The 14,298-nt window shown below is 57.8% G+C and carries 13 protein-coding genes; 6 read left to right on the top strand and 7 right to left on the bottom strand.

Going from position 1 to position 14,298, the window contains the following annotated elements; all coding sequences use genetic code 11:
- Window positions 1-244: 244 nt before the first annotated feature.
- Window positions 245-1,156, bottom strand: coding sequence for a LysR family transcriptional regulator (locus AC1RP7_RS01965; protein ID WP_057715293.1), 912 nt, complete (start codon window positions 1,154-1,156; stop codon window positions 245-247).
- A gap of 109 nt (window positions 1,157-1,265) precedes the next feature.
- Between AC1RP7_RS01965 and AC1RP7_RS01960 the strand changes: the two genes are divergently transcribed.
- From AC1RP7_RS01960 to AC1RP7_RS01945, 4 genes are all read left to right on the top strand, one after another.
- A complete protein-coding gene (locus AC1RP7_RS01960; protein WP_493182348.1) occupies window positions 1,266-2,105 on the top strand; it encodes a HalD/BesD family halogenase in 840 nt (279 codons plus the stop codon).
- Between the two features lie 154 nt (window positions 2,106-2,259).
- Window positions 2,260-3,228 carry an ABC transporter substrate-binding protein gene (locus AC1RP7_RS01955; protein WP_090454905.1) on the top strand — a complete coding sequence of 323 codons (969 nt, stop codon included), beginning with the start codon at window positions 2,260-2,262 and terminating at the stop codon, window positions 3,226-3,228.
- Between the two features lie 109 nt (window positions 3,229-3,337).
- Entirely contained in the window at window positions 3,338-4,456 is a 1,119-nt protein-coding gene (locus tag AC1RP7_RS01950; protein ID WP_090454906.1) for an S-(hydroxymethyl)glutathione dehydrogenase/class III alcohol dehydrogenase, read from the top strand.
- 93 nt (window positions 4,457-4,549) lie between these two features.
- Window positions 4,550-4,933: a VOC family protein gene (locus AC1RP7_RS01945; protein ID WP_057715289.1), complete on the top strand. Its 384-nt coding sequence runs from the start codon at window positions 4,550-4,552 to the stop codon at window positions 4,931-4,933.
- 189 nt (window positions 4,934-5,122) lie between these two features.
- Here AC1RP7_RS01945 and AC1RP7_RS01940 read toward each other — a convergent pair whose 3' ends face one another.
- Window positions 5,123-5,959: an MliC family protein gene (locus AC1RP7_RS01940; protein ID WP_493182344.1), complete on the bottom strand. Its 837-nt coding sequence runs from the start codon at window positions 5,957-5,959 to the stop codon at window positions 5,123-5,125.
- 234 nt (window positions 5,960-6,193) lie between these two features.
- Here AC1RP7_RS01940 and AC1RP7_RS01935 point away from each other — a divergent pair, with 234 nt between their 5' ends.
- Window positions 6,194-6,544, top strand: a complete 351-nt coding sequence (locus AC1RP7_RS01935) for a BON domain-containing protein (protein ID WP_057715287.1) — start codon at window positions 6,194-6,196, stop codon at window positions 6,542-6,544.
- A gap of 235 nt (window positions 6,545-6,779) precedes the next feature.
- Here AC1RP7_RS01935 and AC1RP7_RS01930 read toward each other — a convergent pair whose 3' ends face one another.
- The 3 genes from AC1RP7_RS01930 to AC1RP7_RS01920 form a co-directional block, all read right to left on the bottom strand.
- Window positions 6,780-9,212: an SAM-dependent methyltransferase gene (locus AC1RP7_RS01930; RefSeq protein ID WP_493182342.1), complete on the bottom strand. Its 2,433-nt coding sequence runs from the start codon at window positions 9,210-9,212 to the stop codon at window positions 6,780-6,782.
- Between the two features lie 2 nt (window positions 9,213-9,214).
- On the bottom strand, window positions 9,215-9,958 hold the full coding sequence (locus AC1RP7_RS01925) for a protein-L-isoaspartate(D-aspartate) O-methyltransferase (RefSeq protein WP_493182339.1): 744 nt from the start codon (window positions 9,956-9,958) through the stop codon (window positions 9,215-9,217).
- 217 nt (window positions 9,959-10,175) lie between these two features.
- A complete protein-coding gene (locus AC1RP7_RS01920; RefSeq protein ID WP_057715285.1) occupies window positions 10,176-10,799 on the bottom strand; it encodes a LysE family translocator in 624 nt (207 codons plus the stop codon).
- Window positions 10,800-11,073: 274 nt separating this feature from the next.
- On the opposite strand from AC1RP7_RS01920, the gene AC1RP7_RS01915 reads away from it, so the two are divergent.
- A complete protein-coding gene (locus AC1RP7_RS01915; RefSeq protein ID WP_218498307.1) occupies window positions 11,074-11,970 on the top strand; it encodes a LysR substrate-binding domain-containing protein in 897 nt (298 codons plus the stop codon).
- A gap of 292 nt (window positions 11,971-12,262) precedes the next feature.
- On the opposite strand, the gene AC1RP7_RS01910 is transcribed toward AC1RP7_RS01915, so the two are convergent.
- Window positions 12,263-13,687 (bottom strand): amidase, encoded by a 1,425-nt coding sequence (locus AC1RP7_RS01910; RefSeq protein WP_493182337.1) that lies wholly within the window; start codon window positions 13,685-13,687, stop codon window positions 12,263-12,265.
- Window positions 13,688-13,689: 2 nt separating this feature from the next.
- On the bottom strand, window positions 13,690-14,280 hold the full coding sequence (gene betI, locus AC1RP7_RS01905; RefSeq protein ID WP_057715282.1) for a transcriptional regulator BetI: 591 nt from the start codon (window positions 14,278-14,280) through the stop codon (window positions 13,690-13,692).
- Window positions 14,281-14,298: the final 18 nt, after the last annotated feature.

Genomic DNA, 14,298 nt, shown 5'->3' with positions numbered 1-14,298 from the left:
TTTCACCTAAGGAAACTCTGAACAGCCCCCATTCGATCTGATAAAAAAGCACCGCTCTCGCTAGCCGAGACTCCTGAAGCAGGTTACCTTTTTCGATGCCGAGCACACCGAAAAACGCAAGTAAACTCGTCACGAGTGCTTTCTGATTGTGATGGATCAGGTGGGGCAATGGACTCGGCCGATTGCTGCCCGTCGCGAAGGGCTGCCATCGACCAAAAAACCATTTTTACGCATCAACCAGCGATTAGCTGCGTTCAGGTTTTCCTGCGTTTTTTATCCAGGTATCAAGCTCCGTAACCATTTTACTGACCTCGCTATCTTCCCGTTCCGAGGGGCGAACGATTGCGTTCCAGGCGATATCCAGGCCGTCATTCAGGGCCGCCCACGCAAGCTCCCCACGCTCCAGGCTGGGGGTTACCAAATCCCGTTGCAATATGCTGATTCCGTATCCTGAGCGGACCAGTTCAACGATGGCTTCGATCAACTCCACCGTGATCATGCGGCGCGGCAAGATGCTGGCGGGGGCGAAGAAACGGTCATACTCCCAGCCACTGGCGCGATCGGTCGAATACGTCACCAGGTTGTAAGTCTTGAAGTCTTCCGCATAGATATTTTTCCTTCCCGCAAGGGGATGATCGGTTGCCATGATTGCAATCAAATCGTCCCGAAAAAGTGGCAACTTCGCGACACCGCTAGGCACCATGCCGTCATCGATAATGGACACATCCAGTCTGCCTTGCATCAGGCTCGCGTAAACGTCGTTACGGGGCACGGTCACCAGTGTGATTTCGATGTCCGGCCGAAGACTTGAGTAGTGCTTGATGAATTTTGGAATCCAGCGAAATGGGCCGTAGGAGGTGACACCCATACGGACAAACGCTGTGACGCCACCAGCCATGGACCGGGCCTCGGACTCAGCCTCATTGAGTATGGCGATGATGTCTTTGGCGGCCCGTTCCAGGCGCACGCCGGCAGGGCTGAGTCTGAGCTTTCCTCCTGATCTTTCCGTCAGGCTCACACCTAGCCGCCGCTCCGCTTCGCGTATGCGGTGACTGACGGCTGAAGGTGTCAGCCATAAACGTTCGGCCACCGCGGTGATCGAATCGACTTCCGACAAGGTTTGCAACATCACCAAGTGATCCAGCGTCAGTCTCATGGGTATACGACCTGAAAATAATTCACAAAATTGCGTAAAATTATGAGCGTGACTTGTTTTTGGTGCCGATGCAATCTGAATCCAGCAGAGCCAACGGAGACCAACAACAATGACTACCCTGCCTTTCACACCTGCGCTAACCCTGGGCGATCTCGTCGATCTCGAGCGTTACCCAATCACCGATCGCACCAGCCCCGCTTATCTCGCACTGGTCACTCACAGTCAGTCGTTGCTGGCACAAGAGGGCGTTGCGATCTTTCCGGGTTTTGTTCGCAATCCATCGGTTGTCGCGATGGCGCAGCAGACACTTGCACTGCACTCGCGCATGTTTCATTTTCGGGAAAGCCACACGGTTTATTTCAAACCTCAGGACGAAAGCGTTGATCCGGAACACCCGCTACGACGCTTGATGAACACGGCAAAAGACACTGTTGCCTATGCCGATATTCCTGCCGACCATTTGATCCGGCAGATCTATGGATCGGACGAAGTCCTTGCTTTCATCAAAGATGTTTTGGCTCTGGACACGCTCTATCGTCATGCCGATCCATTAGCCGCCCTTAACTTGCAGGGCTTCACGGCAGGGCAGGAGTTGGGGTGGCACTTTGATCGTTCCGACTTCAGCGTCACGCTGTCGCTTCAGGCTGCAAGCGCCGGTGGGGATTTCGAGTATGTGCGGATGCTGCGCAATGAAAGCGACGATTGCTATGACGCGGTCAGGCATTTCCTCGATGACTCGCAAACACAGCAGGTAGAGGTTCTGCCTCAAGTGCCAGGCACCCTGACATTGTTCCGCGGCCGCTATTCATTGCACCGGGTCACGCCGGTGGAAGGGGACAGGTTGAGGCTCAACGCGGTGTTTGCGTACGTGGACCAGCCCGATGTCGAGTTCAGTGCCTATGCGCGCCAGTTGTTCTACGGGCGTACTTCTGTTGATCCATTAGCTTGAGCTTCGCCAATAACAATAAATGCAATTGATTCACGCCTTTGTTTCACGTGTTTGCGCACGCACTTGTCCATGCTAAATCTGATGGACTCGTTTGCTCCTGTGTCGCACACAACAGTTCGCTGCCCCCAATAATAATGATTCGGAGCGTCTGATCATGAAAAACAGGAAGAGTTTGTTGGCCTCTTTGCTCACCCTTGGCTTGCTTGTCGGTAGTGCTTCAAGCCAGGCCTCAGGGTGGTGTGAATCGGGCAAGTCGGTGAAATTTGCCGGGTTGAACTGGGAGAGCGGGATGCTCCTCACCGACATCATGATGATCGTGCTCAAGGATGGTTATGGCTGTACAACGGATCAGTTGGTGGGTAACACCATCATTCTCGAGACCGCACTGGCCGGCAACGACATTCAGGTGTTTGGCGAAGAGTGGATGGAGCGCAGCGAAGTCTGGAAAAAGGCGGTGGCGGCCGGAAAGGTTGTCGGGGTTGGCGCTCCGATCATTGGTGCGACTCAGGGCTGGTATGTGCCGCGTTACGTCGTTGAAGGGGACGCTAAACGTAACCGGCCAGCGCAGGCGCCCGACCTCAGGACAGTCGCGGACCTGAGCAAGTACGCGAGTGTTTTTCGCGATTCGGAAGAACCGTCCAAAGGCCGTTTCTACAACTGTCCTGCGGGTTGGATCTGTGAGCAGGACAATACCGAGATGTTGAAAGAGTATGGTCTTGAAAACACGTTCACAAACTTTCGTCCAGGTACCGGTGCGGCATTGGATGCGGCTGTCCTGTCCAGTTACAAACGCGGTGAGCCGGTGCTGTTCTACTACTGGTCACCGACGCCGCTGATGGGGCAGATCGATGCGATAAGGCTGGAGGAAAAGACCGGCGCCAACAAAGACGTCATCACCATGGTGGGACTCTCCAAGGCATTTCATGAACAGGCTCCTGAACTGGTCGCAGTACTGGAGAAGGTCAACATTCCGATCGACTTGTTGAATCAGAACCTGGCGAGGATGACCCGGGAACGCATCGAATCGCCGAAGCTGGCCAGGATGTTCCTCAAGGAACACCCGGAAATCTGGCATGCCTGGGTCGACGAAGCCGCAGCAAAGAAGATCGAGGCATCGCTCTAATCGGTCTCAAGGGCAAGGACGCCCGCCCTCTGTAACGCCCCTCTGAACACAATCTCTTGACTGTTTCTACACAGGAACGGCGCCTCTTTGCGTCCGGGAAATCACGAACATGATCAAATCACGAGCGGCCGTCGCCTTCGCGGCGAACCAGCCTCTGCAAATTGTCGAAGTCGATGTAGCGCCGCCGCAAGCCGGTGAGGTGCTGGTACGCATTGTTGCGACAGGTGTCTGCCATACCGATGCGTTTACGTTATCCGGTGCCGATCCCGAAGGGATCTTCCCCGTTATTCTTGGCCACGAAGGTGGCGGTATCGTCGAAGCGGTTGGCGAGGGGGTAACTTCACTGGCGGTGGGCGACCATGTGATCCCGCTCTACACCCCGGAATGTGGCGAGTGCAAATTCTGCACCTCCGGCAAGACCAATCTTTGTCAGAAAATCCGTGCCACTCAAGGCAAAGGTTTGATGCCAGATGGCACCAGCCGATTCTCTTACGAAGGGCAGCCTGTCTTTCACTACATGGGCACCTCGACGTTCTCCGAATACACCGTGCTTCCCGAAATTTCCCTGGCCAAAATCCCCAAGGATGCGCCACTGGAGAAGGTCTGCCTGCTCGGTTGCGGTGTGACCACCGGCATTGGCGCGGTGATCAATACGGCCAAGGTGGAGGAGGGAGCCAGCGTGGCAATCTTCGGTCTGGGTGGCATCGGGCTGGCAGCCATTATCGGTGCGACCATGGCCAAGGCCGGCCGGATCATCGCGATCGATATCAACCCGGCCAAGTTCGAGATTGCCAGGCAACTGGGCGCTACCGACTTCATCAACCCCAAGGATTATGACAGGCCGATCCAGGACGTGATCATCGAGATGACCGAGGGCGGTGTGGACTATTCCTTCGAATGCATTGGCAACGTCCATCTGATGCGCGCCGCCCTGGAGTGCTGCCACAAGGGCTGGGGTGAGTCGGTGATCATTGGCGTCGCTGGCGCCGGTCAGGAAATCAGTACCCGTCCTTTCCAACTGGTGACCGGGCGCATCTGGCGCGGCTCGGCATTTGGCGGTGTGAAAGGACGTAGCGAGCTACCCAGCTATGTCGAGAACGCGCAAAAGGGCGACATTCCACTGGATAGTTTCATTACCCACACCATGGGGCTGGAGGAGATCAACAGAGCCTTCGACCTGATGCGCCAAGGCGAAAGCATCCGCACCGTTATCCATTTCGATCGCTGACTCAACAGGTTTGGCGAAACCCGTCAGGGCCAGTCAAAGGCGCGAAAACCTGCAACATCAACCCAGCATATCTACACCAAAGAGAGCACAAAGATGACCATTTTCACTCATGTGACCGTCGGTACCAACGACCTGCAAAAAGCGCGCAGCTTCTATGACAATGTCCTGGGTACCCTGGGCCAAAAACGCATCGCTGATCTGGACGACAAGGGGTCGATCTGGGGGGAGAGCGCTCCGTCCTTCTTCGTGCTGAAACCGGCGAACGGCGCCCCGGCCAGCGTGGGTAACGGTGTCACCATCAGCTTCGAAGCGCCGAATCGTGCGGCCATTGACGCTTTCCACGCCGCGGCGCTGGCCAGTGGCGGCACCGACGAAGGTGCACCGGGTCCGCGAGGCTGGGCACCTGACGCCTATGCGGCTTACGCGCGGGATCTCGATGGGAACAAGCTGGCCGCGTACTGTTTCAAGCCAGCCTAAGCTTCAAGACGAGGCATCATTAGATGCTTCGTCATTAGCCCTTACTCGCAAGGATTAGTAATCCGTAAGGTTGCAATGGTGGCTTGAACAAGCCCGTTTAACCTTGGTGTTCGAACGACAGCTTCTGGCCGATTTCTGCCTGTCACGAGGGGCAGCAATATGCAATTACCCAGCTGATTGAATCGTTGCTCAAGGCTTTCTTTTGCAATGCGACTTGGGCGCACCGTATCCCCAAGTGATTATGGTCTCGGCCTGATGCTCCCAAAGCGTTTCATTGCGCCCTAGGTACTTTATGCCACTGCCACTTGGCTGCTGGTACATCAGCGATACGCTGTCGCCACGCTCGGCGATTAATGTCGGCGGATCGGTTTTGAAGAACATGACAGTCACCTCTCTAGCAGGGTTGCCGTCGCATTCGTAATAGACAGGCCCAGTGCCCGAGACCAGTCGGTAGCGTGCTTGCAACTCGGCGATGCGGCGCTGGTATTCCATGCGCAAGCATGCACTGACGTCATCACTCTTCCAGCAGTCGTCGCGTCCCTTGATCCATCCACGTTGTTCTGCTTTTAGCCGGGGAGGATGCTCGTTGCCGGCCTTAATACTCGCACTGGCATAAACTGCCGACAGATTGCGATCGAGCGCGGATAACGCCTTGTCCTCACATATCATCGCTTCGATACCGCCAGGCTCAACTCTGGCGCAATCGTATGAAGGGCCAGGTGTCACATTGGCAGTCGACGATTTTTCCGTGCCGCCCCCAGTCGGCTGCATTGCATTGATATGCTGATCAATGTACTGGCACCACTGTTCGGAGCTTCGTTCAGGGACATTTGCCCCATCGCGAACCCCTAACTTGAATTCGATCACCGATTTCCATTCGTCTGAGCCTATATCTGGCCCGTGCCCTTGCGCATCGGATGTGTGCAGTATCTTATCGATCGATTGATACCATGGGTAAGTGCATATGGATTGCGCCTGAGCAACGCCTGTGGCGCCAGCCAATAACAAAACCAAATATTTGCTCATGCGCGATCCCTTTTGATTTATGCAGTCGCCAAGCACCGAGCGACCAAGGCGGACGTTCACGGGGACAGCGCTCTGACCGCAGGCAACGGCCGTACTATAATTAATTTCTGTCAATGTTTGCGTGACGAGCGCTCCAAAGCGAATCAGGTATCCATAGCGTTCACCTGACAGGCAGAGGGCGACACAGCAAATGGGATGGACGGTACGTCTGATTACGCGACAGAGGGTTCAGCCATGAAAATTCACTCCTTCCAGCATTACTCCCATGGTCTGGAAATGGCCGTTCACGATGCATGGATTACCGCCAAGGTGAAGTCGGCCCTGGCATTTTCCGATCCGACCCTTAGCCTGCATATCAATGTCAAAACCCATGCGGGCATAGTGGGGTTAAGCGGCCGCGTCAACACTCATAGACAGTGTGAACAGGCCATTGTTCTGGCTCGTTCGGTTCATGGTGTCGCCGAAGTCGATGCCAGCGACTTGCAGACCCATGTGTTCACGCCAGGGAGTTTTCCAGAAGCGCCCAACGCCGAAGAGAGCACTGAGCGCCGGCCACAATCGTCAACAAAGATGGACGACAAATGATAATGGCAACATTGTAGGCGCCGCGCTCCCGGTCGGGAACCGAGGGCGGAGGGAAGCTGAATGCCAATGTGCCCCAGAGTGAATCGCCCATGGTTTCGTGGACATTTCCGACTGGCTGCTTTTGGCCGGTTTCTGCCGGTCACCACCGGCGAGACGTGTGAACTGGTCAAGCGGCGTTCCAACAGGCCATTCGTCTCACCAGGGTCTGTTGACGTTTTGCTGCGAACCGCCGCGATCAGGGAAATGCGACCGCCGCCGCGAGATACAGCAGCAACGCCAGCAGCAACACCACGGTGAAACCCAGGTGGATCGCCAACAGGGTCGCCAGCACGGCCGCCACCACCGATACGCTGGCGTTGACACCCCAGGCGATCGGCACCAGTGCTTCGTCGCGCGCGGAGACGCGCCCGAGTCCGAGCGGAAACGGCATGCCCATGGCGAACGCCAGCGGCGCTACCAGCGCGGCGCAGATACCGAACCTGGCGAGGGTCCCCACCGGCGCCAGCAGCTGGAACAACGGGGGCAGGGCGATCAGGTAGAGCAGGGCGATCGCGCAGATCGCCAGGACTGGCCGTGCGAGCGGATGACGGGGCCCCACACCCGTTCCAATGTCCCCCCGCCGCCGGCCGGAGTAACGGCTGCCGAGGCCAGCGAAGATCAGGAACGCGCTGAGCGTTACCGCCACCGAATACAACGGGTGGCTGAGGAACAGGGTGAACTTCTGGATGAAGGCGATTTCCACGAACATGAAGGCAAAGCCGATGGCGGCGAAGTAGGACACGACCCGAAGTTCGAACCTGGCCAAAGCCGCATTCCGAGAGCGTCGCTGGCGCCGCCGAGCCACCCATAGCGGCGCCAGGATCAGCAGCACGGCGGCCACGCTGGACTGCAGCAGCGTGGCGATCAGCACCGGATAGCCCCACTCCAGCATTGACAGGCCGCCCTGCGCCTTCAGCGCCAACAGTTCCGGCAGCGAGCGCCACTTGAAGAAGTGGAAGAAATACGGCCGATCATCCGTAGTCGGACGCACGTCGAACTTGTAGCGCGCCAGGAACTCCGCGCGCTCGCCGGACAGCAGGGCCTGCGCCGCTTCGAAGAACCAGGGCCGGTCGAGCAGGTTGTAGCGGTTCGCCTCGGCCACGGTCATCCCGGGGTAGTAGGCCAGGTCGAAGGAGCGCGCCCGGCAGAATTCCCGCAGCACGGCGATGCCGGCGTCGTCGAAATCCCTGTTGCTGACCAGCAGCGTCGCGGTCTTCCAGCCGCGGATCATGACGATGCGGCGCGCCGCGCTGGCCTGCCCGTCGCGCTCGATGGCCGCGGCCGCGGTGGCCAGCAGCCTGGGAACATCGCGCGGCGGCAGGGTGACCCAGCGGGTGATGGCCAACAAGCCGCCGGGCGCGAGATGGCGCAGGTACTCGGCGAAGGCATCCACCGTGTACAGGTAGTTCTCGGGCAGCGCATGCAGGCCGCCCGAGGCAGTGCCGAAGGAGTCCAGCAGGGCGATCTGGATCAGGTCGTAAGGCACGCCGCGCGAAGCCACCAGGCCGCGCGCCTCGCCGATCAGCACACGGACGTTGGGCGCGCTGTATGGCTTGCCGGAGAAGTCGGCGAAGCGGCGCTGGACCAGATCGATCACCTGCGGGTTCAGTTCGATGGCATCCACCGCGCTGGCGCCGTGGTAGATCGCCTGCAGCACATCGGCGCCAGCGCCGCTGCCCAGCACCAGCACGCGGGGTTGGCGCAGCAAGTGATAGGGCAGAGCTGAGGTCAGGTAGTCCAGGTAGGCGAGCGGCTCGCGGCGCCCGTCATAGCGGTTCAGCACGGAAAGGCCGTCGCCGTCGGTAAAGATGGCCAGTTGTGCGGGCGGTTCCTGTGTCGCGTTGAGGCTTAGGCCAGGCGCGTAGCGCAGGGGAATGGTCGGGCTGTCGACGACCGTGAGCAGACCCAGCGGACTCCAGGTCTGGGCGATTGCGCGCGCATCCTTGATACGCAGCGTCTGGCTCAGTTCCTTGTACTCGGAGGGCGACAGGGCGATCCAGCGTCCGGGCACGCCGGCCGGCACCGCGACTGCCGCCGCCAGCAGCAACGGCGCGAGCCAGCGCCTATGCCCGGTGCAAGCCATTCCGGCCAGCGCCCCGGCGGCGATGCCGGTGCCGCCCAGCAGCCGCAGCGCATCGACGGGCGTCAGGGCGAACAGCGCGGCGACGACCGCCAGGCTGCCCACGCCGGCGCCGAGAATGTCGAAGGCGTAGATCCGGTGAATCTGTTCCTGAAAGCAGGTGAAGGTCAGGCAGATGCACACCGCCGCGCAGAAGAACGGCACGAACAGCAGCAGGTAGATCATCAGCAGGCGTGCCGACTGCCGCGCGTCCCAGAGGATCTCGAGGGGATTGAACGGAACCTGCTGGGCCAGGCTGAAGCAGGCGATGGCGCTCAGCCCGAACAACACCGCGCCGCCAATGAACACGCCGTGGAAGCGCGGCGCCAGCACAGGCCGTGCCAGCGCCACGGCGGTGCCGGCAGCGCCGTAGCCGAGCAGCGCGACGCTGATCATCATGTAGGCGAAATGGTGCCACTGGATGATCGAAAGCAGTCGCAGCAGCAGCACCTCATAGCCGAGCGCGGAGGCAGACAGCAGTGCCAGGGCAAGCAAGGGCGGCGAATGCATGCTCAACCGCCTCCGACCAGCGGCACGAAGCTCACAGGCAGCACCTGCCGGGTGGACACACTGCCATCGCCGGCCTTCTCGATCAGCAGCAGGTACTGGATCATGAACGGCGCGCCGACCGGGATTACCATCCGTCCGCCGGCCTTGAGCTGGGCGATCAGTGGCGGCGGCACATGGCTGGCGGCGGCGGTGACGAGGATGGCGTCGTAAGGCCCGTGCTCGGGCCAGCCGTGGTAGCCATCGCCCAGCCGGGCCTGCACCTTCGCATATCCCAGACGGCCCAAGCGCTCCCCGGCCTGCACTGCCAGCGGCTCGATGATCTCCATCGTATAGACCGCCTGCGCCAGCTCGGCGAGGATCGCCGCTTGGTAGCCCGAGCCAGTGCCGATCTCGAGTACCACGTCGCCGGGCCCGACCTGCGTCAGGTCGGTCATCAAGGCGACGATGTACGGCTGGGAGATGGTCTGGCCGTAGCCGATCGGCAGCGGACGATTTTCGTAGGCGTAGGGCACCTCGTCGGGCGGGACGAACTTATGGCGTGGCACCTTGGCCATCGCGGCCATCACCGGCGCGGCAAACTCGACTCTGCCGGTTTCGTCGCGGGTGACGGACGACATGTTGGCGATCTCCCGCACCATGGCATCGCGCAACGGCGAGAACGGGTCGTCGGCATGCAGACCGGCAGATGCCAACGCCAGAGCGATGGCAGGCGCCAGGATGCGCGTCAGGAGCATCACCGGCTTCACAATGACTCCTCCGTCTGAGGAATAGTCGAATCGTATGGCCGGCGGGCTGACTCGGCAAGCCGGGAGTGCCGGCGACCAAATCAGGCTGCGGCGACTGCCCGAGAAAACATCGCAACCCGTAACTGCACTGATAGCACCCAGCCAGTTCAAGCGGTGATACAAAAGTGAATGCGATTGTCAGCCGATTGCTGCCTATAAGGAGCCCTTCGCACTGACCTCATAACACTCCTCCAACCCCTGGAATGACCAGAAGCGCCGCCAAGCCGATCAGTGCCGTGCCAATGAGTCTGTCGATAACCTGCTGCTTTTCCAGCATTCGCCGGCGCAACGCTTCAGCGGAGAAAAACAGTGCCACGAAACTGAACCACGCCCAATGGGTGAACGACATAAACAGGCCGTACGCAAAGTTTGCGGTTAGCGAACTGCCTGTGTGCACCACTTGGCTATATGTCGCCACCACGAACAACATGGTTTTAGGGTTGAGCGCGTTAGTGAAAAAGCCAGTACGAAATGCTTCCCAGGATGAAGGGGCTGAGGCGTTGGCGCCACCAAATGTCAACGAAGAAGTACTGGTCAGGGACTTGATACCCAGATAAATGAGGTATCCGGCGCCCAGCAACTTCATTGCCATGAACAGCAAGGGTGATTGAGTGAAGATCACTGCAGCGCCGAACACTGTGTAGAAAACGTGAATCTGGACGCCACAGGCGATACCCAGTGCGGCCATCAAACCGCTGCGTCGTCCATATGCATAACTGTTGCGGGTGACCATGGCGAAGTCAGAGCCGGGGCTGATAACTGCCAGGATGGAAATGGCAGCAACTAGAAGCAATTCGTTCATGAAGACTCTCCGGCGCAATGGATGCCCATGCCGCGAACGACAGTAATTGCATTTGCGCTACGTTTTTGCACAGATTGAGGGTGGGTGGCAGCTTCACTTGCTCGCGGCACTTACATCACCCAGTGGTATTTGGCTTCGCATGGCATTCATGCAATGCCTCTAATCATTGATAGTTGTGCGTGCAGATGGGGCGAATGGAGGTCATGATGGAGAATTGCCACCGATAAAAAAAACGATTTATAGTCGTCGAAACCTGTGAGTAATCATCGTCAATATGAATTTGCCTCCTTTGGCTGCGTTTCGTTTTTTCAACGTTGCGGCCCAGACTCAAAGCTTCGTGAGAGCCGCTCAGCAGCTGCACGTCACCCATGGCGCAGTCAGCCGCCAGGTTCGATTGTTGGAGGAGGCAATAGGGGTCGAACTTTTTGATCGGCGCAACCGTGCGATCTTTCTCAACCGTGCTGGCCGCCTTCTGTACGACGTTACCGGGCCCATGTTCGAACAATTGGAAAGTGCTGTTTACCGGTTGCAGGGAGAAGTCCGCGAGGACGTACTCGTACTATCGTGTGAGCCTACCATCGCAATGAAATGGCTGATCCCGCGACTGCCTGACTTCCATGCCGCTCACCCGCACCTTCAAGTCCAACTGCTGGCGGCCGGTGGTCCTATAGACTTCGCGCGCTCAGGTGCGGATCTGGCCATCCGACGTGATGATTTTCACTTGGATCAATCAATCCACAGCGTGACGATTTGTGAGGAATGGATTGGACCTGTGTGCACCCCGTCCAATAGTCCCGATAAAAGGAAATCGGAAGGAGTGCGCTTGCTGCGTAGCCAGACACGCCCGTTGGCCTGGGACAACTGGCTGCGCCTTTCGGAAATGGCTATGCCTAATGCTGGCTCGGTCGACTATGAGCATTTCTATCTTTGTATTCAGGCAGCAGCTGCGGGATTGGGGATCAGTGTGGTGTCCTTTCTCATGGTTCAGGATGAACTCAGGTCCGGACAATTGATCGCACCGTTTGGCTTTATCCAGGACGGGTCGGCCTATTGCCTACTGTCACCCAGGCCTTTTGAGGAGAGTGCCAAGTGCACCGCTTTCAGGGATTGGGTCACAAAGCAGATGGGCATATGCGCAAAGCAGATCAAGAGTGATTTGGGCCGAGCGTGAGTAGTGCGAGCGTCTTTTTTGCACGCGGCTATGTCACTGAGCCCTGAATCTTTTGCGCAAAACACGGATTGCGCACACAGGCGCGAACTTTTCTGCGGTGGAAACCGAAGCTGGATTTCTCAACAGAATCGACCCAAATCCGACACTCATAAAATATTCCTTTTGCCCGTGAAGCAGCCAATCACGTCAGGCAACGATCCAATAACTGCCTGCAGGAAGTGTCTATAGAGTTTGGGTCAATTCAGCGAGCCAGCGACAACGCGCAGAAAATCTGTCGTAGTTCAGCGCGTGATCATGCCTTTGCAAACAGGGTGGTTGCTAACAAGCTCCGTTCAACTTCGCTTGCAAGTCTAAGGATGGTTTCCTCGTCACCAAATTTGCCAACTATCTGCATCCCGATTGGAAGGCCGTTCTCCATGATCCCGACTGGGATACTGATGGCCGGCTGGCCGGTCAAGTTGAAAACTTCGGTGAAGGGAGAAAATGCGTAAGCGTTTTTATACCACTCGTCCAGATGCCTTTCCCCTGTGGCGACAAAACCACCAATCAGCGGTGGAGCAAGCGCTACCGTTGGCGTGATGAGGACATCGATATCGGTGAAGCTATCGGCCATGTCGTGGCTTACTTTGTTCTGGGTGGCCCGTGCATGGTGTACATCCAGTGCCGTTCTCTGAGTCGAGCATTTGTAAAACTCATAGGTAATCCATTCAACATCTTTTGCCGAGATCGGATAACCGCGAGTTTGGGCTTTGTGTTCCATCAGGGCCTCAATTTCCATCTGCCAGAATAATGCAGCAGCTGCACCGGCTTTGGTCATGTCTGGCCAATTGAACGGGCGTAATTCATGGCCGTCTTTACTTAAAAAATCCACAGCATTCAATATGGCTTTGTGGATGGTCTCATCGATACTCGAGCCATCTGGACGGGCGCAGGCAAAGGCGATTTTGAGTCGTGGCGACCTCGTCTTCAGGCATTCGAGCCAAGAGGGAGGGGCGGGGGGAGCAGCATAAGGCGCGCCTGGTTCATAGCCAGACAGGACATCCAGCAGCAATGCGCTATCGCGGACGGTCCTGGTCAGTACATGCTCGGAATCAAGGCCACCAACAAACTCGCCGACATGAGGACCTACAGGGTTGCGTCCCCTGCTTGGCTTCAGCCCAACCACACCACAAACGGAAGCCGGAACCCTGATCGACCCGCCACAGTCGGTGCCGTGTGCAACGGGCACCATGCCTGCGCCCACGGCACAGGCGGATCCTCCACTTGACCCACCAGAAGCGTACTGCGGATTCCTGGGGTTTCGACAAGGGCCTTGCCATTCAGGCTCTGTCACAAAGTCTCCTGCAAACTCAGGTGTTTTGGTTTTCCCGAGAATGATTGCCCCGGCATTACGCAATCGACTCACAAACTCACTGTCGACCTGAGCGGGGACGGCATCTTCGTACAATCGCGAACCGTGCCTGGTTGCAAAGCCTTTTACATCGATATTGGTGTCCTTTATCAGGATCGGCACACCTGCGAGTGGTCCTGCCTTGGGATCTAGCGCCGCTCGCTGTGCGCCTTCGATATCGATTGCAACGACCGCGCCCAAGGCAGGGTCCTGGATTTCAATTTCTCTGGCTGCCAGGTTGACCAACTCCAGCGGAGTGACTTCACCGGACTTCAACCATTGAACGAGGCCCACGGCATCAAGACTTTTATATTCTTCAGGTGTCATTTCTACGCCTCCAGATCATAACCAAGTACGTTGTTGAGGAACTCGTAAGCCAGGCGGCGCGAATCGTCGATCGTGTCCGGGTTGCAATCGACCGCAGCCCTCAACCATAAACCGTCGATGAAGATCGCGATCATCTGCGCCTTGGAATGGGCTATTGCCTTGTCCATGCTTTTTGACAAGGCATGGAAAAGTAAGGAGTGGCTCCTGCGCGCAACGATGTTCTGTACCCGCTGCAGTTTGGGGGACTGCGGTACCTGGGCCCAGAAAGCGAGCCAGGCCGCGACATTGTCTCGCGTCAGGTTCAAGGCACTGACGTTCCCGTCCACAAACGCGAGAACACGCTCAGCGGGTGTTGCGGACTTTCGCAGGCGCGCAAAGATCTCGGCATTTATGCGTTTGTTCAGCTCTCTCAAGGTGGCTTCAAGCAAAGCATTCTTGTCCGAGAAATAGTGGTGGACGATGCCGTTGGCCAACCCCGCACGGGCGCTGACCTGAGCCATGCTCGTCCCCGCCATGCCTTGCTCACCAATGAGGGTGAGCGTCGCCTCAACGAGCTGCTTCCTTCTGATTTCCTGCATTCCGACCTTTGGCATGGGGGGCTCTCTTTTTTC

The sequence above is a fragment of the Pseudomonas sp. GW822-FHT01E03 genome (assembly GCF_058802985.1).
This window is presented reverse-complemented; position numbering and strand designations above follow the sequence as displayed.